This is a genomic window from Chryseobacterium sp. BGARF1, assembly GCF_001677955.1.
In the GTDB taxonomy this organism is placed as follows: domain Bacteria; phylum Bacteroidota; class Bacteroidia; order Flavobacteriales; family Weeksellaceae; genus Chryseobacterium.
This window is the reverse complement of the sequence record NZ_LELA01000073.1, coordinates 48,926-73,434: the sequence shown is the minus strand read 5'-3', so window position 1 is coordinate 73,434 and position 24,509 is coordinate 48,926. Positions and strand designations below refer to the sequence as shown.

Here is a 24,509-nt window from a genome sequence, read left to right as displayed (position 1 = left end):
TTGTAATTAGCAATATAAAAGAGGTAATATTTAAATGAAAACAAATTTCTAGAGACAACTGCCAAAAAAGTAATGGAAAAAAAGCTAAATTTTAAACTTGTTGAGCCAGACCAATCTTTAGCAGATTTTGTCTATTGCTTCTCTTCCTTGCAGAATATTTCGCAACAGAATAATGCTGTAATTATTCCTAATGGGAAAGTTGATCTTATATTTTCAAAAACAAATGACCAAACGCTTATCGTTGCATTGTTGGGGTTAGAAACCAAACCTAAATACACTACTCCGGAAATTTCAAATTTCTTTTCCGTTAGCTTTCTCCCTTTTGCGATTGAATATATTTTTAATGAATCTATTGCTGACATTTTAAATTCCGGGAAGATACTACAGAATGATTCCTGGGACTTCAATCCTGATGATTTGAATGATTTTAATCAATTTTGCGAAAAAATAACACAAAAAATTTCAAACTTATTACCTGAAAAAATAGACGAAAGAAAACGCAGATTATTTCAGTTGATTTTCGAGTCAAATGGCGAAATCCCTATCAAAGAGGTTTCAGAAAAAATACTGTGGAGTCCACGACAGATCAACCGTTATTTTAACCAGCAATTTGGGCTTTCTTTAAAAGCATATTGTAAAATCCTTCGATTTCAGGCGTCACTTGATTATATTAAAAATGGCGAACTTTATCCGCAACTTAATTTTACAGACCAATCGCATTTCATCAAAGAAATAAAACAACTCTCGGGTGTTTCACCAAAAGAATTACACAAAAACGAAAACGACCGATTTTTACAATTTTTAGTCTACAGCCCAAAGTAATTTTGCATTATAAATTTTTAAATAATGTTATTACAAAATAAAAAAGTAGCCATTGTAGGTGGAGGCCCAGGCGGATTGACGTTGGCAAAACTTTTACAGTTAAAAGACGTAGAAGTGAAAGTGTATGAAAGAGATCTAAATAAAAACGCACGAGTACAAGGCTCACCTCTTGATCTGCATGATGAATCTGGTTTGGCTGCATTGCGAAAAGCAGGTCTGCTGGAAGATTTTAAAAACAATTTTATGGTAGGTGCGGATCAATCGACCATTACAAACCATAAAGCAGAAATATTCTTCAGCGATCACGGAGAAAAACAAGATGAAAATTTTGGAGATGAACATTTCCGTCCAGAAATAGAGCGAGGTGTTTTACGAAAGATCCTGCTGGAATCTTTAGATCCTGAAACCATTGTTTGGGACAGTCATTTTCTTTCAATGACGCAGCAAGATGACGGCTGGTTGCTGCATTTCAAAAATAAGGAAAGCGCATATGCAGATGTTGTGATCGGTTCCGATGGTGCAAACTCAAAAATACGGCCTTATCTTACAGACATCAAACCATTTTATTCTGGTATTACAATGCTTGAAGGTACTATTTATGAAGCCGAAAAAAGAGTTCCCAATATTTCTAAAATACTTCGTGGTGGAAAAATTATGGCTTTCGGGAACGAACAAAATATTTTAATGGGACAAAAAGCAAATGGTGAAATTGGTTTTTACGCAAGTTTTAAAGCTGATGAAAATTGGGCAGTTGCGTCCGGTTTAGATCTTTCTGATCTTTCTGATCGATCTGAGGTGTTAAAATGGTTTCAAAAAGAATATCCAGATTGGAGCTCTATTTGGTATGAATTGTTCGAAAATACCTCTACTCCTTTTATTCCGCGCCCAATCTATTGTATGCCTTTAAATCAAAATTGGAAAACAGTAAAAAACCTTACCATTATTGGTGATGCAGCCCATTTAATGCCGCCATTTGCAGGTGAAGGTGTAAATATGGCAATGCTTGATGCTTTAGAATTAAGCGAAACTCTAACTTCTTCTCAATGTAACACAATAGAAAGCGCTATTTCTGAATATGAAACCAATATGTTTAAAAGAGCCTCGAAGATAGCACAGGAATCGCTTGAGAACGGAGAAAGAATGCATAGTGAAAATGCTTTAACAACCATGCTTGATTTCTTTAATTCGCATAAAGATGTTTAAAAAAAAATCTATAAATAGCAGCTGATATTTTTCAACACGAGCAACTTGGAAACCTTCATGAATAGTATTAATTCAAACAATAAAAATTATTTTAAACACAAAACTGTATCCATTAAATAACTCATTTCTGTATCTGTAATTATTGGGTTGATGTAAATAAATTTGTTTACATAATAAAAACAATATGCCCACAACAATAAAAGAGAAAACAGCTTTAAAATTTGAACCTGTACATCTCTCCGATTTAACTAAAATTACAGATCTATATTTTTCCCAAACAGGAATTGAGAAGGAAAGTACAAATTTTGAACAACCTAAGCTGACTGAAGAATTTGGATTTCCTATCTATAAACTGGTTGAAGGAAATCTAATTATCGGATACTCATATTTTACGGTCAATAGTTCTGAAGAGATCATTTTCAAGGTGATCATCAATCCTGAATATTCTTTTGGAGATTTGGAGAGTAGATTCATTGATCAATCAAAGCAAAAGTATATATCTAAAAAAGAATTAGACCATAAAGGAATGAAAAATTCGATCACAAGAATGGTAGATTGGTTGAACTGGTCTAGATGATCATTAGATTTAATGATCAACATTACAATTTTCTAAATTTCTACGAACTATTATTTGAGATTTAGAACCATAATTTTAATAAATTTACTCAAAACAGAACATACGATAATGACGAAGGAAATCCTTTATGTAAAAATTGCAAAAATTTTAGAAGATCAAATTCTGTCTGAAACTTTAAGAATTGGAGATAAATTGCCATCCATACGTTCTGTTCAGAAAATATATGACGTAAGTCTCAATACCGTAAAACTGGCTTTTTTAGAATTAGAAAGCAAATCTCTTATTGAATCGAGACCGAAATCGGGGTACTACGTCAGCAAAACATCACAGAGAAAATGCGCTCTTCCCTCAATCAGTAAACCTGAAATCTGTCAGAATGAATCTGATCCTGAAGACCTCATCAGTAAAGTATTCGACACGCTGCATTACAAAGATATACGACAATTTTCTTTGGGAGTTCCAGATCCCAGTTTCTTACCTATTGCAAAATTAAATAAGGGAGTCATTAAAACAATAAGAAACTTAGAAGGTAGCGGAACTGCTTACGAACCTTTGGAGGGAAGCCTGAATCTAAGAAGAAATATTGCAAAATGGTCTCTCGTTTTAGAAGGAAAAATTACTGAAGACGATTTAATTACAACTTCAGGAGCGATGAATGCTATCTTTAATTGTCTGATGGCGGTTACAAAACGAGGCGACACACTTGCCATTGAAAGCCCTGTGTATTTTGGAATTATTCAGATTGCAAAAGCAATGGGTCTGAATGTGATCGAATTGCCCACTCATCCCGTTACAGGAGTTGATATTGAAGCTTTAAAAAAAGTCATTCATAAGATCAATGCGTGCTGTTTTATTAGTAATTTCAGTAATCCTTTAGGTTCTTTGATGCCTGAAGAAACAAAAAAAGAACTGGTACAATTGCTTACGTACCACAATATTCCGTTAATAGAAGATGATCTGTATGGTAATCTTTACTTTGGTACAAGCAGACCAAAACCCTGCAAAGCCTTTGATGAATCGGGAATTGTAATGTGGTGCGGTTCTGTTTCCAAAACTTTGGCTCCCGGTTACAGAGTGGGCTGGGTAGCTCCGGGAAAATATAAAGAGAAAATTTTGAGGCAGAAGCTTATTCAGACGATTTCTACACCACCTCTTTATCAGGAAGTAATTGCTGATTTTTTGGAAAACGGAAGGTACGATCATCATTTAAGAGGATTTAGACAAAAACTTCATACTAATTGTCTGAAATATCAAAGAGCCGTTGAAGAATATTTCCCTGAAAACACGAAAATATCTCAGCCACAAGGCGGATTTGTGCTTTGGCTGGAGTTAGATAATAGAATTGACACGGCACAACTCTACGATGTTGCTGTGAAACAAAATATAAGTTTTGCACCCGGTCGGATGTTTACGCAGCATGATCAGTTTAATAATTGCATGAGACTGAATTTTGCTTTAAAATGGGACGAAGGTCTTCAAAATGATCTGAAAAGATTAGGAACTATCGTTAAGAACGCACTCTAAACTGTATCCATCAAATTACACATTTCTGTATCTGTGATCCATCATATTTATTTCTGAACTTTGACTTAAAATCAAAAACAATGAAATTAAAAATATATCAGGTTGATGCATTTACCGATGAAGTATTTAAAGGAAATCCTGCGGCAGTTTGTCCTCTCGAAGAATGGTTGCCGGAAGAAACTTTACAGAAAATTGCAGCAGAAAACAATCTTGCCGAAACTGCATTCTATGTTCCCAAAGAAGATGATTTTGAAATCAGATGGTTTACCCCAACCGTTGAAGTCGCTTTATGTGGACACGCTACTTTAGCAAGTGCTTATGTTTTGCATCATTTGGAAGGCTTTAAAGGAAACCTGATCAATTTTCAGACGGTTCAAAGCGGAAAATTAAGTGTAGAAATCAAAGAAAATCAGTTTTTACTTAATTTTCCTGCAGATTATTATTCTGAAACAGAAATCACGGAAGATTTATTAAATTCAACTAATAAAACACCAAAAGCAACTTTCAAAGGAAAAACAGATTACATGTTAGTATTTGAAAATGAAGAAGATATTATTTCAATACGTCCAAATTTAGAAATCATTTCAAAATTAGATGCAAGAGGGCTTATTGTTACAGCAAAAGGTAACAACAGCGATTTTGTATCTAGATTTTTTGCTCCCGGTGTTGGAGTAAACGAAGATCCGGTTTGTGGTTTTGCTCATACAACACTCGCTCCATATTGGGCAAAAACATTAGAGAAAACTGAACTGACGGCATTTCAATATTCAAGCAGAAGTGGAAAATTAAATTGCAGGCTCCTCAACGACAGAGTTGAACTAGGCGGAAATGCAGTTTTATACATGGAAGGTTATATTTCAATTTAATGAAAAGATTTTTTGAAATGTACATCAAACCGATATTATAAAGTTAAATCTCTGATATATCTCTCAACTCATTATTTTTGTAGAAATAATTTTGATATGAAAATAAGAGCTTTATTCTTTGCTGTGACGTCTTTTAGCTCTATCGCTTTTGGTCAGCAATTGGTGACCAAAGCGACTTTTGACATGGTAGAATATGTGGAAGATGTAGATTGGGTTGATGAGGATATTTACTGTGCCGGATTCAGTTTCAAGACCGTAATCAATGACGGAAATGCTTGTGACGCTTATTTAATACATTATGATACCAATCTAAAACCTAAATGGACGCTGAAAATAAGCGATGAACATACCAATAAAATTTTTGCTGTAAAAAGACATAAAGACAAAATTTTTGCTTTGGTGGTTCAGGGAAAAGCTGAAGGAGGAGATGAAGATGTTTTTATGAAATTGTTCACCATTAATCTGGATGGTACAATAGAAAACAAGGTGAATTTTGGGCGAACTTTCAACAGTCCTTCAAATATCGTAATCAATGGCTCGAATCTAATTTTCGGCTATAGAATTTCTAACGGCACACCTACTCCGCTGATTTTAAGAATGAAATCATCAATTATAATTTAGATACTAAAAAGTTTGTAAGGCATACAAGCACACAATATCTGGCGACACCCAAGAAAATTGTAGTCGATCAATCGAATATATTCTTATTCGGAAATTACATCCATCCCAATCAGCCACATATTATGGCGTACAAAAATGGAAAATACTCTGAAATTTCTTTAAAATCACCTAAAACAGAATATTTTCTTGACAGCTATATCAATAAAAACATTTTAACGATGGTCTGCACTTTTCCCGGAGAATATGGGGATAAACGCACCTATCTCAAATATTATTATCTCAATTTAGCGACCAATGCCATTACTTCTACCGTTATTCCTTACGAAAAATTAGGCTGGAGTGAAATGCATTTTGACACCTTTAATCAGGGAGAAACTTCATGGATGATCGTTGAAGATGCCAAGACAAAAACATTACAATATGTTCTCATCGACAATAAAGGTAAAGTAATGAAGACTTTAAATTTTAATCAAAATAATGGAAACGGCGCATGGGAAAACTACATCATCAGAGATAACATGCTATTGAACGCCAATGCTGATGGCATTAAAATGTATAAAATTGACTAAAGTTTGTAAAGCTATTATGCAAATTTGAAAACGGGATAGAAACATACACTTTATATCACTTAAGAGTTGTCGATTCATTTTAATATCTTTGCGAGATAGGTATATTAATAATTACTTCATTTATTTCAAGGTGAATTTCCACAACAAAAAAAAATTCGTAAGTTTTCTTAAATTTAGACGAGATTTTCAACAATATGGTCTCAAAAAAGCACGTAGCTATGAGATTATTCTTCATTGGCTTAAGAATCATTTAAGCAGAAATCAGTTTCTCATCCTGTCAGGTATTCTTGTAGGATGCACTGCGGGATTGGCGGGCGTTATTTTAAAAACATTTGTACACAATATTCATCATTTTATTACCCATGAGGTACATTTTGAATATCAGATTATCTTCTACATTCTTTTTCCATTTCTTGGGATTGTCTTAACAGCTCTTATTGTAATTACCTTATTTAAAGGGCAAGACAGAAAAGGAATTGGAGCGATTTTATACGAGATTGCCCAAAATTCAAGTATTGTGTCGAATGTGAAAATGTATTCACAGGTGATACAAAGTGCGGTAACCGTTGGATTGGGAGGCTCTGCCGGAATCGAAAGCCCTATTGCTGTTACAGGCGCTGCCATTGGTTCTAATTACGCAAGAACTTACAGGTTAAGCTACAAAGAAAGAACGCTTCTTTTGGCTGCAGGTGCCACTGCAGGAATTGCTTCAGCTTTCAATGCTCCGATTGCAGGAATTATGTTTGCATTTGAGATTCTGCTTACCGGAGTGGTATTCACAGATTTTATTCCTTTGGTTGTTGCAGCAGTTTGTGGAAGTTTATTATCAAGAATATTACTTCAGGAAGATGTATTATTCAGGTTTTATACCCGTGAACCTTTTAATTATTATAATGTTCCTTATTATCTAATTCTTGGGCTTCTAACGGGTTTTTATGCTAGATATTTTGTTGTTGTCTCACAAAAAGTAGAACATTTCATCCATGGTTTGCAGCTTTCAAGGCTCAAAAAAGCAATGTTTGGTGGTGCTGTACTTTCTTTATTGTGTGTACTTTTCCCTCCTTTATTTGGTGAAGGTTATGATACAGTGAAAGACTTTACGAATGGTAATATCAATTCTGTCATCAATAACAGTCTTTTCAGGTATTTTGAAATAAAAGAATGGACTGTGATTGTATTTTTGGTTTTAGTCTGTCTTTTAAAAGCTTTTGCAACTTCATTTACCATCTTTAGTGGGGGAAATGGTGGAAATTTTGCTCCTTCCCTATTTGCAGGAGGTTCTGTAGGGTTTTTATTTGCCGTGATTTGTCAAAACTTAGGTTTTTCTAACGTTCCTGTTACTAATCTTATTTTGGTAGGAATGGCGGGTGCTATGAGCGGTGTATTGTATGCTCCTCTTACGGCTATTTTCCTAATTGCAGAATCTAGTTTTGGGTACGATTTATTTATTCCACTGATGATTGTTGCAGTGATGTCTTATCTTATTGCCAAATGGTTTGCTCCTATTTCACCCGAATTAAAAAACTTAGCAGACCAAGGCAAAATATTTACACATAAGCACGACAACAATCTTTTGTCTTCGTTACAGACCAAAGACTTCATCGATTTTAATTCTCAGATTATCAATGAAAATTCTTCTTTACAAGAACTTTATAACCTCATCAGCAATGGGAAAAAGAATAATTTTGCCGTTTTAGATGACGAGAATAAATTGAAAGGCATAGTTACTTTAGATGATATTCGCCCTTATTTATTTAATGAAAATCAAGAATTGAATATTTCTAAATTGGTAAAAGTTCCTGAAACGCTTGTGCATTTAAATGATAAACCTGTAACCATTATTCAGTTGTTTGATGATACCGATACGTGGCATCTTCCTGTCGTTGATGACGAAAATAGATTTGTCGGATTTATATCAAAATCTGCGATTCTTACAAGCTACAGACAGTTGCTGAAAGATTATTCATAATAATAACCTTCTCACAATTGATTTAGCTTTAAAACTTATTTAAATTTTACTGAAACATTTATTATTTTTAATTCAAATTTTTGCCATCGCGTAAGTTGAAATAAACACTTTTTCACCAACAAGAAATTTCCTGTTTAAGATAATGGACTAAAGCCTGTTTCTTAAAAATTCCAGGCTTTTCACAGCAAGTTCCTCAGCTTCATAGACTGATTTCTGCCATAACGAAACTGCTTGTTGCATTCCCGGAATCGAAGATGAAAAATTTTCTAAAACTAAATTTCCTTCAAAATTAATTTCTGTTAACGCCTTGAATAATTCATTCCAATTCACTGTTCCTTCGCCAAGCATTCCGCGGTGAGATTCTGTGATGTGTAGGTGTTTTAATTTCTTTCCGGCCAAAATAATGGGGTCATAAAAATTATTCTCTTCAATATTCATGTGAAAAGTATCGAGATGAAGGAATAAATTATCTTTTCCCGTTCTCTCTATTAGATTTAAAACATTTTCTGCTGTATTACAAACATAAGATTCATAACGATTAATCGGTTCAATTCCTATATTAATACCTTTTTCTTTAGCATAGTCAGCAACATTGCTCCAAACTTCGACAATAATCTCTGCTTCATTTTCAGAGAGAGGGTTTCCTGAAAAAACTCCAATCCCACCATGAAGAACACCGCCAAGGAAATCAGTTTCTAATTCTGATGTTTTGTCAATTGCCTGCTTGATTAGATTTTCAGCAGCTTTTGGATAAAACGCAATATGCGCTTCTTTTGGTAAATTTAATGAACAAACAACATCGAGATTATTATTTTTCAATTGTTGTTTTACTGCTTTTGAATTAAATTCCATTGAAGTTGGCAGAAGAATTTCTATTAAGTCAAAACCTGCATTTGCCGTTTTTTCTATTGCATATTTTCCCGCTTCAGGATTCCAGTTTGGGGTAATCCAAGAAAGAAGAGAAGTTCCTAATTTTACATTCATTTTTTTAAGATTTAGATGATGAGTTTGTTTCAACTCAAAAAAATTAAACAAATTTTATTTTAAAAGATCCACCATTCTGTTCTTACTCCAAAGTAAGTTCCGAATCTCTTTGCTCCAGATTGTTGTAAAAACGGTGAATAAAGACTCGTCATTGCCTGGTTATTATATCTAGAAAGTTCAGCGATCAAACGGATGTGAGGTCTTGCCCAAACACTTCTTTCTGCAGTCGGAACGATCGTTGGAGCCAGCACTAATTTTGTCATTGATGCAGAATTCTGTGTTCCATCTTTTCTAGATGCAAAATGTAATTCTGAAAGAAGATGAAACCAATTATTGAAATAATAAGTCGCTCGTAAACCCGTGTTAAATTCAGATTTCTTATTAAAAATTTCTCTTTGATAATAATCTACAGCCTTATTATCACTTTCTGCTCCGCCTTTACTTTGGGTATAAACTGCATAGGCATTAACTGACCATTTATTGGAAAGGTTTAACAAAATATGCTCAACCAATGTCAATGAATAAGCATCTTTGTAAGTTTTGGTCAATGCATCGGGAGCGCCATATGTTCTCCAGGTTTGTGTATTTCCTCCGTCACCTCCATTGGCGATTCCGCTTCCATATCGTAAAGATATTTGATTGAATGAGCCTGTGATTTTTGTCTTAATATTCGAATTTAATTTTGCCCCCAACACCCAACCATGATCTGAAGGATATTTTTCTACAGACTTATTTCCCGATTTTTCGACATTATGAAACTCAGCTAGAAGTTTTAGTTTTTGATTATTATTTTTAAATGGAATAATATGTTCTAAAATAAAAACTTCCCTTTGTCTGTAAATCAAACTTTTAGTTCCGCTAATAACGTTCGTATAAGAATAAGGCGTCGAATTACTCGCTGCTGTATCTATTGCCGCAGGAAAGAACATTGAAAATCGAGTGTTTTTATGTATCACTCCCCAGCCTGTCGCCGAATGGTCATCAAAGTAAAAATAATCGGCAATATGTACATCATCATATCTCAACCAACGAGAACCAGCCCAAACATCCCAATCACTCCCCATAATATTTCGAGCTTCTACAAAAGCTTCTGGTAAAGCGATAATCATCCCCTGATTTGATTTTGAATCTACATTTCCCAAAAAAGTTCCTCCAGAATAAAAACTCAGCCTCGCCTGCATGTCAATTTTTGTGCTTTTTACACTGTCACCATTCACAACAGGAGTAAAATGAAAAGCCGGCAAAAAATCTACATAATCCCCTTGATCCATTCTTCCTCCGAGCGAGCCTTGATTATTAAGATTCAACTGTCTACCAGTTTTTCCATCAGCATTTGGCGAATAACCAGCTCCGATTCTACCCGTTGTACCAAAAGAAAAGTCTTTATTGGTAATTACAATTTGGGCATAAGAATTACTGCTGATGCATAATAAAAAGATGCACCAGTAAGATAAAATCTTCGTTTTCATCGATTTATTTTAAAGTTTTAGGCTTGTAGAATTTCAAAGCAAAAAGCAAGATAAAAACGTAACAAATAATTGGAAGTAGATAAGCGTGAGCAATATCAGTTTCAGCAATCTTTCCCATTAAAGGAGGAAAAACAGCTCCGCCAAACATTGCCATTACCAAAAATGAAGAAGCTTGTGGCACTTTACTACCCAGCCTTTTCAAACCAAGACTAAAAATGGTAGGATACATCACACTTAAGAATAAATTCAATAATATTAAACTGATAAAAGATGTCCAACCCCAACTTTGTGAAATAATTAAACACAACACAATATTACAAACCGTAAAGATGGCAAGCAGTTTATTGGGAGCGATAAACTTCATTAAGAATGTTCCTACGAAACGCCCAATCATCATCATCGCCATACTTAATGAAAAATAATAAGAAGCCTGGATCTCCGGAAGATGCATTTTTTCTACACCATAATTGATGAAATACGCCCACGTTCCGCCTTGCGCAGCGATATTGAAAAACTGAGCAATAACTGCAAAAATGAAATGTCTTTGTTTATAAAGTGGCGCGTGCGGGTCTGAAACGTCCCCTTCACCACCATTTTCGCTATCTGAAACCTCAATATCTTCTGCATGAGGGTCTTTCAAGTTGGGAACTTTAACAAAAGAAAAAATAATGGTTATTGTTAAGATTACCACCCCGATCCAGGTGTAAAGATCTTTTACAGAATCTAATGAGTTATTCTCAACCTCTCCGTTTCCGAAGATGAAAAAACCGCCCAACAAAGGACCGATAATTGCGCCTAATCCATTAAAAGACTGTGCAAAATTAACACGCTGGTCGCTTGTTTTTTCATCTCCTAATGCTGCGACGAAAGGATGCGCTACGGTTTCTAAAGTTGCCATTCCCATTGCCAGAACAAAAAGTGCCAACCTGAAAAAATTAAACGAAACCATATTGGCTGCCGGAATAAAAAGAAATGAACCCAACGCAAAAAGTGACAATCCCAAGATTACCCCCATTTTGTAGCCAAACTTTTTCATAAATAACCCCGCTGGAATTCCCATCAGTGCATAAGCCCCGAATATTGACAGCTGAACAAGCCCAGATTTTGATTTTGAAATATTTAAAACATTCTGGAAATGCTTATTTAAAACGTCACCCATCGTTAAGGCGACAGCCCAAAAGAAGAACAGAGAAATCACAAATATTAATATCAGATAATATTTTTTCTCTGTAAATTTTGCAGTATTCATAATGGTTGTATTAAATTGTTTTTGTGTAATGCTCTTCTCTGAAACTTTTGAATTCGTCATAAGTATAATCAGGGCAGGCACCCGATTTTGAAGTGATGAAAGCGCCTAAAGAAACCGCTTGTTTCATAATTTCTTCAGGAGATTTTGCCTGAATTCTTTTTGATAAAAATCCCGCCAGGAAAGAATCTCCGCTTCCTACTGTGTCGGTAACTTCAATAGAAACTGCCGAGAAGGTAAAGCTGTCTTTTCCTACAAAATACCTTGCCCCTTTACTCCCTTTTGTAAGAACAATCTCATTAAGATTAAAATGCTTTTGAATAAAGCGAATACTCGTCTCCTCGTCAAGATATTCTTCATCAAGATATTGAATAATCGTTCTCAATTCGGCTTTATTCATCTTTACCAAATGGGCTTTATGCAATAATGTTTTGATAAAATCGAAATCAATAAAAGGCGGTCGGAAATTAACATCAAATACTCTAAATTTAGATAACTCTATCAGCTCTAGTAAGGTATTTCTTGATTCTTCATTTCGGGCAATTAAACTTCCAAAAACAAACGCCTCAGAATTCTGAATCAATTCACGATGTTTCGGTTCTGTATAAATATGATCCCAAGCTACATTATTTAAGATATCATAATGAGCTTCTCCGTGATTATCGAAGGTTGCCATTACCGTTCCGGTTGCTTTCTCATCATCCACCTGGATGTAGTCAGTTGAAACACCCCAGTTTTTTATCTGCGTCAAAAGATTGTTTCCAAGTTGATCGTTTCCGATTTTACTGATCATTTGCACTTCTACCCCCATCTTATCAAGATTATAAGCAACATTGAAGGGTGCACCACCTGCTCGGAATCCGTTTGGGAAAATGTCCCAGAGAATTTCTCCAAAGCATACGATATAAGATTTATTTGTATTCATAATTTTAGTTAAACGTTTAACCTAAATGATAAAAAAATTATTTTATTGATTTTTTGATAATCAGCTCTCCTGACAGCGTTATTTTTTTTGAAGTTGCTGCATAATCTGAGATTTGAAGATCTAATAACTTGATGGCCTCATCAGCCATTTCTTCTAATGGTTGCTTGATATAAGTAATTTCTGCAGGAAATAATTTGTAAGCCTCTGTTTCATCAAAAGCCAGAACAAAAACCTGTTGCGGAACTTTTATGTTATTTTTGATTAGATACTCAAGACCTGCAACCGCCAGTTTATTACTTGAAAAATAGAGTGCTGAATTAGTAGGATTCTTACCTAATGTTTTTTCCATTTCAGCATGAATCTCCCCGCTAATATTCTCAAGTCCAACCGTAATATATTTAGCTTTACTATTAGTGCCTGAATCTTTAATGCTAGTCTCAAAACCTTTTTGCCTGTCTAAAAGATGTTGTAATTTGGTCTCATATCCTACATACACAATTTCATCAAACTCTTTGTCGATCAAAAATTGAGTCGTAGTTTCTGCGATCTCTCTGTTATTTAAAATGACTCCTGGTGCGTTTACTCCTTTCAAATATCTATCAATGGTAACTAAAGGATAATTTCTGTCTAAAAGTTTTTGAAGAACCTCTTCAGAGCCTGCCACTGGAGCAATGATCATTCCGTCTACCTGTTGCTGAGAAAATAGATCAATTAATTTTTCAAACTTCTCTGCATTTTCATCAGAGCTTCCTATGATCAAAGTATATCCAAGTTTCAGAGCTTTATCCTCAAGATTACGAGCAATACTAGAATAAAAATCATTGGAAATATCAGCAACAATAAGCCCTAATAGTTTACTTTTATTATTCTGAAGACTTCTGGCTATTCTGTTGGGAGTATAGTTAAGCGTTTCAGCAACTTCGAAGATCTTCTTCTTAGTGTCTTCGCTTATCCTGTTTCCCTCTTTTTTATTAAGAACATATGAAACCGTTGCCACGGAAACCCCGGCAATTCTAGCAATATCTTTAATGGATGCTCGTTTCATAGTTCTTATTTACACTACAAAGTATTCTATAAAATATTAAAAAAACAATAGTAGATTTTTTTTGCCCAATTAGAAAAATAATGTAATTTGGCGATTTTTTTTAATTAAAAAACAACATCACAAACAATTTAAAATCAACAATTTAAAAAATAAAATGAAAAGTAAAATGAATTGAGCATTAACAAATAGATGAGCTAATATTAAGTTTTGGTTAAACGTTTATTCAAATAATTGTAAAATTATTTTTTTCAGGAGATTATTTTGGGTTAAAATAATTCGTTGTATTTTTCGTGAGATATTGTTTTTTATCATGTAGAAGTACCAATTATGGGGTTCAGAGTTCCAACAGTATTAATAGGTAATCTACCAGCAGCTGTGTGTAAATGTATCGAACCTCTAGGTTTTATTTATAAAGGCTGTACGACATTTTAAGCGTAAAATCCTTATTTTGTTTGATACAAACAAACTGAAATTACCACAATAGTAATCGGTGATGCATTATCAAGATTTTAAACAAAAAAAATCCCGCTTTAGCAGGATTTTAATTTATTTAATCTCTACAGGAACCGAGATTTTATCCCAATCCATTGTGAAACCGTTTTTGTTTACTTTATAAACTAAAGCTTCTTGTGTTGCTGGTAAAGCTTTTGTTTTAACATCTACACGTAAAGCATCTTTAGATTCTTCATATTTATAAGCGCCCCATTGCTTTGGTTCTTTGTTAAAAATCGCAGTCCACGTTCCGCTTTTTTTAGGAATCAAGAAAAAGCTGTATTTACCTGCAGGCAATTTTTTACCTTGAACGGTAATATCTTTATCTGTTTCAAAAGTCGTTGCGTCATTCGCACCTGCACGCCAAACTTTATCATAAGCTACCAAATCACCCCAGATTGTACGCCCTTTCACAGAAGGACTGTTATATTCTATTGTAATTGTTGCATCTTTAATTTTTCCTGTAGCAGTAGCCGGAGGACTCGCTGGTTTTTTAGCTTCCTGTGCAAAGGCATTAAAAGAGATTGTCATACTCGCAACAAGAACTGTGGCTGATTTAATGAAAGTTTTCATAAGATTTTTGTTAATTTATTCGTTTACGAATTTACGGCTTTCGGCTTATAAAATAGCAACCCGATTGCAGAAAATATAATGACTGCTGCAGCCCCGATTACATTCAACCAAAGGAAAGAAACAATATCGAACTGATAAACGGCAATCACCGTAATTTCTGATAAAATCGCCGCAATAAATACATTAGGACCTGTGATTTTCTTAAAGTAAAATGCAACCAGAAAAATCCCTAATATCGGACCGTAGAAAAGAGAACCCAATACATTCACCGCTTCAATCAAAGAACCCATTTGAGTTGCAAACATCGCTACACCAATTGAGAATATACCCCACGCTAAAGTATGCAGTCGACTATACTTCAATTCGGTTGCATCATCTGGAATTTCTTTTTTAAATATCAAATGAACATCTTTTAATGAACAGGCAGCAAGGGAATTCAGCGCTGCCGAAATGGAACCCCAGCTCGCCAGAAAAATGACGGCAAACAATAAACCAATCATCCCTACAGGTAAGGTATTTTTTACGAAATACAGGAAAATATAATTGGTATCCGTTTTCTCTGCATTAAAATTTGAATTATTAATCGCTTCTTCTACCCTTCCGTGAAGCGCTTTTACTTCGGTTTGTGTGTTTTTAAAATCCTGAATTGTTTTGTTAAGTTGAGGAGAATTGTTTTCTTTTAGCTTTAAAATTTCTTTCGATTCTTCATTAAACTTTGTTTGTAAATCCTGATGTTCTTTTTCAAAAACCGCTGCCTGTTCCGGTTGCGTTTCCTTTAAATTCTGATAAGAACGTTCGTTAAAATAAATCGGAGCCGGTTTTAGAGAAAAGAAGGCAAAAAGTAAAGCACCAATCAGAAGAATAGCAAACTGCATCGGAATTTTAACCAATCCGTTCAACAGCAAACCCATTTTTGCATTGGTATTGTCTTTCGCAGTAATATATCGTCCAACCTGACTTTGGTCGGTACCGAAATAAGAAAGTGCCAGAAAAAAGCCTCCAATTAATCCGCTCCAGATATTGTATTTATCTTTCCAGTCGAATTCTGTGGTGATTACATTGAGCTTTTCCGATTTCCCCGCTAGATAAAGTGCATCCTTAAAACCAATTCCATTGGGCATATTTTCAATAAGAAGATATCCTGCAAAAGCCATTGTTCCGAGAATAATAAGAAACTGTATTTTTTGGGTGTGAGCAATTGCTTTTGCACCTCCAACATAGGTATAAATCAACAAAATACCACCCGTTAAAACATTCGTTAAATAAATATCCCAGTTTAAAACGCTTGATAAGATAATACTCGGAGCGTAAATACTAATCCCCGTTGATAAACCTCTCGAAAAAAGAAAAAGCAGTGAAGTGAGTACCCTTGTCTTTTTATCAAAACGGTTTTCTAAATATTCATAGGCAGTGTAAACATTTAAACGTTGAAAAATAGGGATGAAAGTGATACAAATTACAATCATCGCCAAAGGCAAACCAAAGTAATATTGCACGAAACGCATACCGTCTGTGTAAGCCTGTCCCGGTGCCGAAAGAAATGTAATCGCACTTGCCTGCGTCGCCATAATTCCAATCAACACAATGTACCAAGGCATTTTATTATCTGCTTTCAGGTATGATTCGTTGCTTTTTTGTCCACGACCGATAAATACGCCATAAACCACCACTGCAACTAGTGTAACAATAAGAACTGTCCAATCTATCGTACTCATGCCCAGAATTTAGTAAACAAATAATAAAATACGATCTGACCTACTAATGCAACTGCTAATAGTATGTACCAAATATTCCAATTTTTAAGCTGATTATTCATTAGTTTTTCTGTGCAGATAAAAAGTTTAAAAATAGACGTGCCGCACCAACATTTCCTGCAGGTAACTGTCTGAAAAATGCCAACGGTGAATAAATGAAATTACCTTTTCCGTATTTTGCATATAAAGTTGAGCCCTGCAAAGGTTCTTCGTTTGTATCGTGCATTTCAAAAAGCGGTTCATAAGCTACATCCCATTGAGCTGGGAAATAAGCGCCACGCTCCTGTACCCAACTTTTAAAATCATCCTCAGTGATTTTGTTTGGAAAATTCAGTAATTTATGATTAGGATTTAAAAATTTAACCTCAGCATTTTCTTCGGTAACCCGCTTATTGGCAATGTTGAAATTGTACATTCCTAATTGGTTAACCGTTGTATCCTGATTGGTGTTATACTGCATCAATAAATTTCCTCCAGCTTTTACATAAGACCATAAAAAAGGCATCCAGCGACCCAACTTTTTCTCTGTATTATTAGCACGAACACCCAATACAATCGCGTCATATTGTGATAACTTATTTTGACTGCCATTTCCAGCAGATTCATTTAAGTTGCCATAAAAATCTTCGTCTTTCAGGACATCTACCTGAATACCCGCAATACGTAAAAACTCAGGAATGAAATCGCCCGCACCTTGTAAATAACCCACCTTTTTAGCCTTAGACTGAATATCACCTTTCATCACAGCTACAGTGGCGGGTGTAAAATATTGTAAGGAAGGTAAATGCGGATACTGAATTAATACTTGTTTTTTATTATACGTGATTCCATCTGCTATAAAATTAGCATCCAATTGCAACTGATTTGATTTTATTGAGGCAAGCTGAGTTTTAGGAATGACATACTCAAGAGTAAAATCTTTCCCATTGATAGATTTTAAATCACCGCCCCCTAATCGTTCTCCGTTATACAACAAGTTTACTTTTCCATTATTAAACTGTTTATTAGAATTAACCTTAAAATTTAAACTCAAATGTAAATCTTCATTTTCTTTAACCAAATAAAGCGGTTGCGTAAATTTCAGTTCCAATGCAGGAACAATGCGCAAGGCTTCGACCACATCACCACGAACCGGGTCTAATTTTTTGAAAGATAAAGGAAGTTTAACCTGAAACTTTTCCAAGCCTATTTTTAAATCAAGCAAAACATTTAGTGGTGATCCTGCCTCAGGTAAACCGACTAAAGTATCATTGGGAACAGAGAAAGTTGCCGCGTTCACAGCTGGTTTTGCTAACCAATAAGGTTCTGTAAGGGCTGTATCTGTAGGAATTTGAATATCATGCTGAATGGTAATTAAAGAATCTTTTGATAGTTTTCTGTTGAAATTTTCTGATTGACTCAACCATTTTACATTTTCTAAAACAACAGAATTTGCAGTTCTTGAAATTAAATTTAATCTAAAATTGTGATTTTCTCCGGCAACAGCTTCAGCCTGATTGGTAACTACTTCGCCCATAAATCCGGCACAGCTTAAAATGATATTATCAAGAGATTTAATTTTATCCTTCTTCAGGTCTGAATCTTTTAGCATCACGACCTTTTTTCGTAAGGCAAGTAAAGCAGGTAAGCTCTGGTCTGGCTCATTGAAATTGAAAGTTGAAATAATTTTATCTAATGATTGATCAATATCAGCGTTTCCTTGTGAAGTCCAGGTTTTAGTTAGTCCATCAAAAAGTGTTGTTTTAGCAGACTCACCGGCAACATGGGAAAAATACTCTGTTTTAATTCCTGCTACAGACTGTGTTCCTGCACCTTGGCTTTTATGTAAACTTCTGCTTAATCCCGCCAATTCGCCATAGCCCATTCCCAGTTGCGCATCATATTGCCCAACCGTAACTTTCAGTTGATTTTCAGCTGTCGTATTGACCGCTCCAAATCGGAAAGTATTCCACAATACACGTTTTGGTTGCCATACATTCACATATTTTAGTTGATTTGGAAAAGCCGTCTTGTCGCCTGCCAGCTTAAAGGCTTTTTCTGCAACCACCGCCGAAGCCGCATGTTGTCCGTGACCTGCCGCAGCAGTAGGAGGAAAACGACAAATAATCACATCAGGACGGAATTTACGGATTACCCAAACTACATCTGCTATAATGCTATTTTCATCCCATTGCTTAAAGGTATCAGTCGTATTTTTAGAAAACCCAAAATCAATCGCACGGGTAAAAAACTGTTGGGCACCGTCTAACTTTCTTGCTTCTAAAAGCTCATGTGTTCTGATTAAACCCAGTGCAGCACCTTGCTCTGTTCCCAATAAATTCTGACCACCATCACCTCTCGTTAAAGACAAATAGCCCGTTTCTACATTTTTGTCGTTGATTAACCATGAAAGCAAACCCGTATTTTCATCATCGGGATGAGCAGCAAGGTATAAAACTTTAGGAAGGTGTTTAAGTGTTTTGAGTTCACGGTAAATTTCAGATGATTTAGAAGGTCGAACCTGTTGAGCCGAAAAAACCGTATAGAAACTAAGAATACATGCAGTGATTACTTTTTTGAACATTTGAATTTGCTTTGCGGGGCAAATATAAGTAAATCGTTTTTCTTGTAACTTGGTAATCATTACAATTTGAAACTAAATCTGGCATCTCTAGTTTCTTTGTTATGGAACATCATAATGACATATACCACACCACCAGAACAATCATTACCACCTAATTACCAATTGATTAGATGTAAATAAACACTATTCTTTAGGCAAAATTTAAATAAAAAGAAAGCCAACAAATGCTGGCTCTCATAGAAAGTAAAATGAAAAAGGAAAACTTAATTATTCTCTTGTATATAGTAATTTAACTTTTACGAGTGTTTATTTTATTTCTTTAAAGAAAATTGTTGCTGCCAGTCGCTCTGCCATATTACTTTTGGAGAGTTGTTTGAATTTGATGAAGGTGAGTACTTAGAGAATATTTTATTCAATGCTGTAGAAAACAATGTTTCATTTGGGTCTCCTAGCGGTAAAACAGGTAAATTAGAAAATTCATTTACAAATACACTAGGTGCTATTCCCATGCTGTATTCACCTTCAGCATTAGCATTGTAAACTTTATAGATGATAGGGTGAATCTGCCAGGAAATCTTTGGAGGATTGCGTTTATCCTCAATAATAAAACCAGCCATATCTTTTCCTAAGGTCGTCCCTCCTATTTGAATCACCTCCATAAATGGTTTTAAATTATTTATTACAATCTCTGAAGCAGACGCTGAACTGTCTGAAGTCAATATATATATTTTGCTGAGCCCAAGATTATTACTATACAAAACATTAAAACCCGGAGCTCCCTTATTATAAGCAATCTGTTGTGCAAAGGTCATTTTTACTTCGCCACCGTTCTTGTTACCTTTATAAATAATGAAGGGGGTAGATCCTGAAATCCCTGAAGGAATCATCGCACATAATGCTGCTGCAGATGCTACTGAACCGCCATAATTATATCTTAAATCAAGTATCAAATTTTGAACTCCAGCTATTTTAAATTCTGAAAATTTTTGTAATAATATTTGCCCCATATTATCCGGAAAATCATAGACATAGAGATATCCTGTTTTCTTTCCGTTTGTTTCTATGATTTTTGAAACTAAAGGCTGATCAAATGTAAAACCAGAATGTATCGTAATATTCTGTTCGTTAATAATATTTCCGTTATCCCAATTTCCGACTGCAAGATTCAAAGCGGTAGAATTGATAATGGTTGATATTAATTGATTAAAATTGCTCGGAGTAATTGCCGTTCCGTTAATTTTAGTCATAATCATTCCACGTTGTAATCCCATATTCTGGGCAGGAGAGTTTTTTAGAACCAACTTTATAACCGCTGTCACTTTACCGTCTGCAAGTTGAATAACCGCATAATCAAAACCATACAAACTTCGAACAGTTTTGGGATAAGTAGATGCATTATTCTTATCTAAAATTGATGAGAACCTATCACCAGAATACAAGAGGCTTTTAAAGAAATCTTTTGTTGGAAGACTGTAATTGGGTTTTAGAGGCATATGTGCTGCCCAATAATAATATCTTTTCATGCTATCCTGTACCCAAAGGTTTGTAGCTTCTGTGCTTCCGTCAGGGAAATTTGGAGCGCCCTCATCCTCCACTCTATTGCAAGAGGCAATAGAAAAAAAAGCAAACATTATGATTAAAAAAATTTTCATCAATTCTATTTTATCTCTTTTATATGTTTTATGTGTTTTTAATGATATACCTGGTTTTCTATAAATAATCTGCTACATCAATATCTCCTTTAATAACAACAGTTCCATTTTCTATTTTTTCCTGAAGAACAATCATATTTACCCTGTCACTATTGATATATACTTGTTTCAACGATACAATTATTGGCGTTGAACCCGTATAAGACTCATTAGTATTGGGTTTATAGAGATCAAGATAAATGGGTACACTGTTATTAAAATTATTATAAATTTTCACAGCAGTAAACTCATTTTTACCAATTTCGTCAAAGGTTGCAAGCACAGTTCCGTTATCTCGCCTCAAAACTCCTTTAACTTGATTCAAAGAACTTCCTGAAAACTCACCTATATTAGGAAAAATAAATTCATAACCAATTTTCCCAAGATTGACAGTTGGTTTCACAGCAGAAGCCTGAAGAAAGATTTCTGGCAGATTCAGAAAATTCAGATTTTTATATTGATCAAAATTTTCGTAATTAATATTAAATTTTTTGATTTCTTTTCCCGTATCGATATTATAAATTCCCAGCACATCTGTAGTTCCTTTATCTACAACAAACTTCAGCTGAGTCGCAATGTTGTTTGTGTATGAAATATTACCTCCTATAGAAATGGGCTCACCGTTCAGACGAATCTGTAATACATCAGGTTTGGAATATCCTTTAATATTAATTTCAGCAGGTTTCTGCGATATATCATAAGGCTGTAATGTATCATCTGTGCAGGATAAAAAATTTGCTATTATTAATATTGCTATTATTTTTCTCATATCTATGTAGTTAAATATCACTTATTTATACTTATTATTTTATAGTTTTTTATTTCTCCAAAACTCTTGTTAAATCATTGTTTGCATAATATCTTATCATCATTATTTCGGTTGGTCTTGAATTTTATAAATTTTCATTTTTTTTTATAAAAGCCCTTTGCCTTCTAAAACAAAGGGCTATATTTTTAAGTTATGAGACAAGAGTGGCCATTTGCATCTCCCTATTTGAGAAAATCTGAAATCAATACAATTATAATAGACTACTACTTCTTGATAAATTTTACTGTACTTGAGTTTCCATTAACTTCCAAACTTAGGTTATAAACCCCTTTTGGTAATGCACTGATATTTATCTGGCCATTATTTACCACTGTTGAAAGCAATTGTTGACCTGTAAGACTAAATACTTTTACGGCTGCTTTACTTACTCCTTTTAAATAAAGAACGTCACTTGCCGGATTTGGATATACTGAGAAAACGGGCTTATTTTTCGCCTCAGAAGTAGCTAATGTATTAGAATTAGCAAAAACCTGCATTTCATCTATCTGAAAGGTATTCGATGAATTTGTATCTTTAAATGGTATTGTACTGATTGCTGCAGAATTATTTACAAAGTTGACATTATGCCAAAATCCAATATAAATTTTTTGTCCTGAATACTGTGAAAGATCTGCCGTTGCCTGTACAAATAAAGCTGTACCTGCAGCAGTGTAATCAGCATTTGTTACATTTAATCTTTTAGGAACAACATTTGGATTATTAGCATAAGCAGATGTTATGTTAGCACGCAGAGCTTGAAAATCTGTGAAATCTGGTACTGGTTTTGCCGGAGTACTTACATATACAAAAATATCTCTGTATGTATTATTACTTGCGGAAGTAGAACTATAGGTACTAACCTTCCCAATCATAGCTGCTAAAACAATATCCCCTGAAGCTCCTGTTAAATCTATTGCAGGTGAAATAACCCAATCTTCAAAATCATTGATATAATCATCTTTAAAATTGGCAGGCCCACCCACTACATTTGGTTTATAGGCACTATATCTTAAAACATAATCCGGAGAAACTTCCTCATACATATTTGGAGATGCTGCCTGACGAACAATATGCTTCCCTATGTTCCAGTTGTTATTGTTGTTATTTCCGTCAGAAAACCTCCACCCAGCTCTTTCTTCCGGAGTATTAAAGGTATTTTCCCAAACCAATACATCTTGGGCGCTCATTACACCTGCAGCTGTAAGGCTTAATGCAACTAAAATCTGTCTAAAATTTTTCATATAATATTAAATTTAAAATAAAACAGACGACAGCTAGCCGCCGCCTGTTTTTGTTTAGATTAAACTACTCGATTAATTAAAATGAATAATTTGTCCAAGCTCCGTTATAGTTCCAAGTTCTTGGTGCAATGCTCCAAGATCCGCTATTGAAGAATGGAGTACCTGTTAAGAAGAACGTTGCTGCAGGAGTACCTGTTGCTGTATTAGATATAGCTGGTGTTCCGATGGTAGCAGTAGTAAATCCGTGTGCATAAATAGTAGAAAGGTTAAGTGCTGCCAATGCAGAACCTGTTCCTTCTACTCTTATCCCTGTAGGATATCCTGTAACCAATGCATCATTTAGAGTAAGCTGTCCGTGTCTTCTGATATGGATTCCGTTCTCATATAAAGCTCCTTGTGTATTGTTTCTAGCACCAATAATAGTAAGTCCATTGATGATAGGATGCGTTAATAAAGGTGTAGAAGTTCCTCCTGCATTGTTATCTAATTCAATACCGTTAGAATCTGGATTACCACCACTAAGACTATGAGTAGAATTGAAATCAGCCAAAGCTAATGCATTTGTAATAGTTCCTACGTACCCGTTATCAAAATCGAAACCGTCATCATCTTGTGCAAAAGCAATTAGGTTAGAAGCATTTACTGTACCTCCGAACCATTCGAATGCATCATCTTTACCATAAGATACTTGGATATGGTCTAAAGTAGTTGCATTTCCAACACCACCTAATGTTAAACCATTGATTTCATTACCAGAATTTGGAGCCAGTAGGTCAAACCCACCATACTCGATACGTACATAAGTTAAAGATCCTCCATTATGAGCAGAATTAGTTCCTCCGTATTCGTATTGTGAACCAGACAAACCTTCAATTGTAGCCGTACCAGTATTAATAGGAGCATCTCCTAAAATAACGATTCCACCAAAATCACCAGGAGCACCTCCAGTATCTCCGTCACAATCTAATAAATTGTAGCTTGTAAATACGATAGGAGCTGTAGAAGTACCGTTAGCAATTAATTTACCTCCTTTTTGTACTACCAAAACACCGCTAGCTGTATTGTTAGTTTTTGGTTTAGCTTTGATAAAAGTTCCTGGTTCAATAGTAAGAGTAACACCACTCTGTACATTTACAATACCATCAATTTCCCAGATTTTGTCTGCAGTCCAGTGGTTATTAGAAGAAGTAATATTTCCAGATACAGTCTGTACTGGTTTTGAACATTGACTGGTGTATTCAGCAGAAGCTGATTTCATGTCAAAACTAGAGTCTGATTCGATTACAGAATCATTTTGACGACAAGCTGTCATTGACAAAGCTGCCACCGCTACAAGAAAGAAATTTCTCATAATATTAGTAATTTAGTTATTTTTGCTTCGGGCGTTGCGTTTTTATTGCCCAAAACAGGTTAATTAGCCGGGAGACAATGCCTTTTGTCTCCTTTTTTTTTTGATTTCTCTTTCAGATACCAATTGGCAAAGCATCATGAAAGTAGCTTACTGTAATTGTAACTCAACTTTATAAAACCGGCACTTGACAAGCGCATTTAGGCTATATTTTACCTT

Annotated in this window: 20 protein-coding genes; 8 read left to right on the top strand and 12 right to left on the bottom strand. The window is 34.8% G+C overall.

What is annotated here, in order from left to right; genetic code table 11:
- Nucleotides 1-72: 72 nt before the first annotated feature.
- From AB671_RS13930 to AB671_RS13895, 8 genes are all read left to right on the top strand, one after another.
- Entirely contained in the window at nucleotides 73-822 is a 750-nt protein-coding gene (locus AB671_RS13930) for a helix-turn-helix domain-containing protein (protein ID WP_066677831.1), read from the top strand.
- 24 nt (nucleotides 823-846) lie between these two features.
- The gene (locus AB671_RS13925; RefSeq protein WP_066677833.1) at nucleotides 847-2,025 is read left to right on the top strand and encodes an FAD-dependent oxidoreductase; all 1,179 of its coding nucleotides are present in this window, start codon (nucleotides 847-849) and stop codon (nucleotides 2,023-2,025) included.
- A gap of 184 nt (nucleotides 2,026-2,209) precedes the next feature.
- Nucleotides 2,210-2,602, top strand: coding sequence for a hypothetical protein (locus tag AB671_RS13920; RefSeq protein ID WP_066677840.1), 393 nt, complete (start codon nucleotides 2,210-2,212; stop codon nucleotides 2,600-2,602).
- A gap of 108 nt (nucleotides 2,603-2,710) precedes the next feature.
- A complete protein-coding gene (locus AB671_RS13915) occupies nucleotides 2,711-4,126 on the top strand; it encodes a PLP-dependent aminotransferase family protein (RefSeq protein ID WP_066677842.1) in 1,416 nt (471 codons plus the stop codon).
- Between the two features lie 80 nt (nucleotides 4,127-4,206).
- On the top strand, nucleotides 4,207-4,992 hold the full coding sequence (locus AB671_RS13910; RefSeq protein WP_066677843.1) for a PhzF family phenazine biosynthesis protein: 786 nt from the start codon (nucleotides 4,207-4,209) through the stop codon (nucleotides 4,990-4,992).
- A gap of 96 nt (nucleotides 4,993-5,088) precedes the next feature.
- Nucleotides 5,089-5,613 carry a hypothetical protein gene (locus AB671_RS13905; protein WP_066677845.1) on the top strand — a complete coding sequence of 175 codons (525 nt, stop codon included), beginning with the start codon at nucleotides 5,089-5,091 and terminating at the stop codon, nucleotides 5,611-5,613.
- Nucleotides 5,614-5,735: 122 nt separating this feature from the next.
- Nucleotides 5,736-6,182 carry a hypothetical protein gene (locus AB671_RS13900; RefSeq protein ID WP_066677847.1) on the top strand — a complete coding sequence of 149 codons (447 nt, stop codon included), beginning with the start codon at nucleotides 5,736-5,738 and terminating at the stop codon, nucleotides 6,180-6,182.
- Between the two features lie 130 nt (nucleotides 6,183-6,312).
- Nucleotides 6,313-8,151 (top strand): chloride channel protein, encoded by a 1,839-nt coding sequence (locus AB671_RS13895; RefSeq protein ID WP_066677848.1) that lies wholly within the window; start codon nucleotides 6,313-6,315, stop codon nucleotides 8,149-8,151.
- A gap of 147 nt (nucleotides 8,152-8,298) precedes the next feature.
- On the opposite strand, the gene AB671_RS13890 is transcribed toward AB671_RS13895, so the two are convergent.
- The 12 genes from AB671_RS13890 to AB671_RS13835 all read right to left on the bottom strand — a co-directional run bounded on the left by AB671_RS13890 (nucleotide 8,299) and on the right by AB671_RS13835 (nucleotide 24,293).
- Nucleotides 8,299-9,135 carry a sugar phosphate isomerase/epimerase family protein gene (locus AB671_RS13890; RefSeq protein ID WP_066677849.1) on the bottom strand — a complete coding sequence of 279 codons (837 nt, stop codon included), beginning with the start codon at nucleotides 9,133-9,135 and terminating at the stop codon, nucleotides 8,299-8,301.
- Nucleotides 9,136-9,194: 59 nt separating this feature from the next.
- Nucleotides 9,195-10,604, bottom strand: coding sequence for a carbohydrate porin (locus AB671_RS13885; protein WP_066677850.1), 1,410 nt, complete (start codon nucleotides 10,602-10,604; stop codon nucleotides 9,195-9,197).
- Between the two features lie 4 nt (nucleotides 10,605-10,608).
- Nucleotides 10,609-11,913, bottom strand: coding sequence for an L-fucose:H+ symporter permease (gene fucP / locus AB671_RS13880; RefSeq protein WP_228391044.1), 1,305 nt, complete (start codon nucleotides 11,911-11,913; stop codon nucleotides 10,609-10,611).
- Entirely contained in the window at nucleotides 11,864-12,775 is a 912-nt protein-coding gene (locus AB671_RS13875) for a carbohydrate kinase family protein (protein WP_066677852.1), read from the bottom strand. The genes fucP and AB671_RS13875 overlap by 50 nt, the downstream gene beginning before the upstream one ends.
- 37 nt (nucleotides 12,776-12,812) lie before the next feature.
- Complete coding sequence (locus AB671_RS13870) at nucleotides 12,813-13,820, bottom strand: LacI family DNA-binding transcriptional regulator (RefSeq protein ID WP_066677853.1); 1,008 nt, start codon at nucleotides 13,818-13,820, stop codon at nucleotides 12,813-12,815.
- 546 nt (nucleotides 13,821-14,366) lie between these two features.
- Nucleotides 14,367-14,885, bottom strand: coding sequence for a DUF2911 domain-containing protein (locus AB671_RS13865; protein ID WP_066677854.1), 519 nt, complete (start codon nucleotides 14,883-14,885; stop codon nucleotides 14,367-14,369).
- A gap of 23 nt (nucleotides 14,886-14,908) precedes the next feature.
- Nucleotides 14,909-16,600 (bottom strand): sodium:solute symporter, encoded by a 1,692-nt coding sequence (locus AB671_RS13860; protein ID WP_066677856.1) that lies wholly within the window; start codon nucleotides 16,598-16,600, stop codon nucleotides 14,909-14,911.
- A 100-nt stretch (nucleotides 16,601-16,700) separates the two neighbouring features.
- On the bottom strand, nucleotides 16,701-19,202 hold the full coding sequence (locus AB671_RS13855) for a PIG-L family deacetylase (RefSeq protein ID WP_066677857.1): 2,502 nt from the start codon (nucleotides 19,200-19,202) through the stop codon (nucleotides 16,701-16,703).
- 311 nt (nucleotides 19,203-19,513) lie between these two features.
- A complete protein-coding gene (locus AB671_RS13850) occupies nucleotides 19,514-20,854 on the bottom strand; it encodes a S41 family peptidase (protein ID WP_082987318.1) in 1,341 nt (446 codons plus the stop codon).
- A gap of 58 nt (nucleotides 20,855-20,912) precedes the next feature.
- Complete coding sequence (locus AB671_RS13845; RefSeq protein WP_066677859.1) at nucleotides 20,913-21,662, bottom strand: hypothetical protein; 750 nt, start codon at nucleotides 21,660-21,662, stop codon at nucleotides 20,913-20,915.
- 263 nt (nucleotides 21,663-21,925) lie between these two features.
- Nucleotides 21,926-22,942, bottom strand: a complete 1,017-nt coding sequence (locus AB671_RS13840) for a T9SS type A sorting domain-containing protein (RefSeq protein WP_066677861.1) — start codon at nucleotides 22,940-22,942, stop codon at nucleotides 21,926-21,928.
- Between the two features lie 76 nt (nucleotides 22,943-23,018).
- The gene (locus AB671_RS13835) at nucleotides 23,019-24,293 is read right to left on the bottom strand and encodes a hypothetical protein (protein WP_066677862.1); all 1,275 of its coding nucleotides are present in this window, start codon (nucleotides 24,291-24,293) and stop codon (nucleotides 23,019-23,021) included.
- Between the last annotated feature and the right edge of the window lie 216 nt (nucleotides 24,294-24,509).

Coding starts and splice junctions, on each gene's coding strand:
- fucP (WP_228391044.1), bottom strand. CDS start 11,913: ATGACGAATTCAAAAGTTTCAGAGAAGAGCATTACACAAAAACAATTT.
- AB671_RS13855 (WP_066677857.1), bottom strand. CDS start 19,202: ATGTTCAAAAAAGTAATCACTGCATGTATTCTTAGTTTCTATACGGTT.
- AB671_RS13870 (WP_066677853.1), bottom strand. CDS start 13,820: ATGAAACGAGCATCCATTAAAGATATTGCTAGAATTGCCGGGGTTTCC.
- AB671_RS13915 (WP_066677842.1), top strand. CDS start 2,711: ATGACGAAGGAAATCCTTTATGTAAAAATTGCAAAAATTTTAGAAGAT.
- AB671_RS13885 (WP_066677850.1), bottom strand. CDS start 10,604: ATGAAAACGAAGATTTTATCTTACTGGTGCATCTTTTTATTATGCATC.
- AB671_RS13845 (WP_066677859.1), bottom strand. CDS start 21,662: ATGAGAAAAATAATAGCAATATTAATAATAGCAAATTTTTTATCCTGC.
- AB671_RS13930 (WP_066677831.1), top strand. CDS start 73: ATGGAAAAAAAGCTAAATTTTAAACTTGTTGAGCCAGACCAATCTTTA.
- AB671_RS13910 (WP_066677843.1), top strand. CDS start 4,207: ATGAAATTAAAAATATATCAGGTTGATGCATTTACCGATGAAGTATTT.
- AB671_RS13865 (WP_066677854.1), bottom strand. CDS start 14,885: ATGAAAACTTTCATTAAATCAGCCACAGTTCTTGTTGCGAGTATGACA.
- AB671_RS13850 (WP_082987318.1), bottom strand. CDS start 20,854: ATGAAAATTTTTTTAATCATAATGTTTGCTTTTTTTTCTATTGCCTCT.
- AB671_RS13840 (WP_066677861.1), bottom strand. CDS start 22,942: ATGAAAAATTTTAGACAGATTTTAGTTGCATTAAGCCTTACAGCTGCA.
- AB671_RS13835 (WP_066677862.1), bottom strand. CDS start 24,293: ATGAGAAATTTCTTTCTTGTAGCGGTGGCAGCTTTGTCAATGACAGCT.
- AB671_RS13905 (WP_066677845.1), top strand. CDS start 5,089: ATGAAAATAAGAGCTTTATTCTTTGCTGTGACGTCTTTTAGCTCTATC.
- AB671_RS13925 (WP_066677833.1), top strand. CDS start 847: ATGTTATTACAAAATAAAAAAGTAGCCATTGTAGGTGGAGGCCCAGGC.
- AB671_RS13875 (WP_066677852.1), bottom strand. CDS start 12,775: ATGAATACAAATAAATCTTATATCGTATGCTTTGGAGAAATTCTCTGG.
- AB671_RS13890 (WP_066677849.1), bottom strand. CDS start 9,135: ATGAATGTAAAATTAGGAACTTCTCTTCTTTCTTGGATTACCCCAAAC.
- AB671_RS13860 (WP_066677856.1), bottom strand. CDS start 16,600: ATGAGTACGATAGATTGGACAGTTCTTATTGTTACACTAGTTGCAGTG.
- AB671_RS13900 (WP_066677847.1), top strand. CDS start 5,736: ATGGCGTACAAAAATGGAAAATACTCTGAAATTTCTTTAAAATCACCT.
- AB671_RS13920 (WP_066677840.1), top strand. CDS start 2,210: ATGCCCACAACAATAAAAGAGAAAACAGCTTTAAAATTTGAACCTGTA.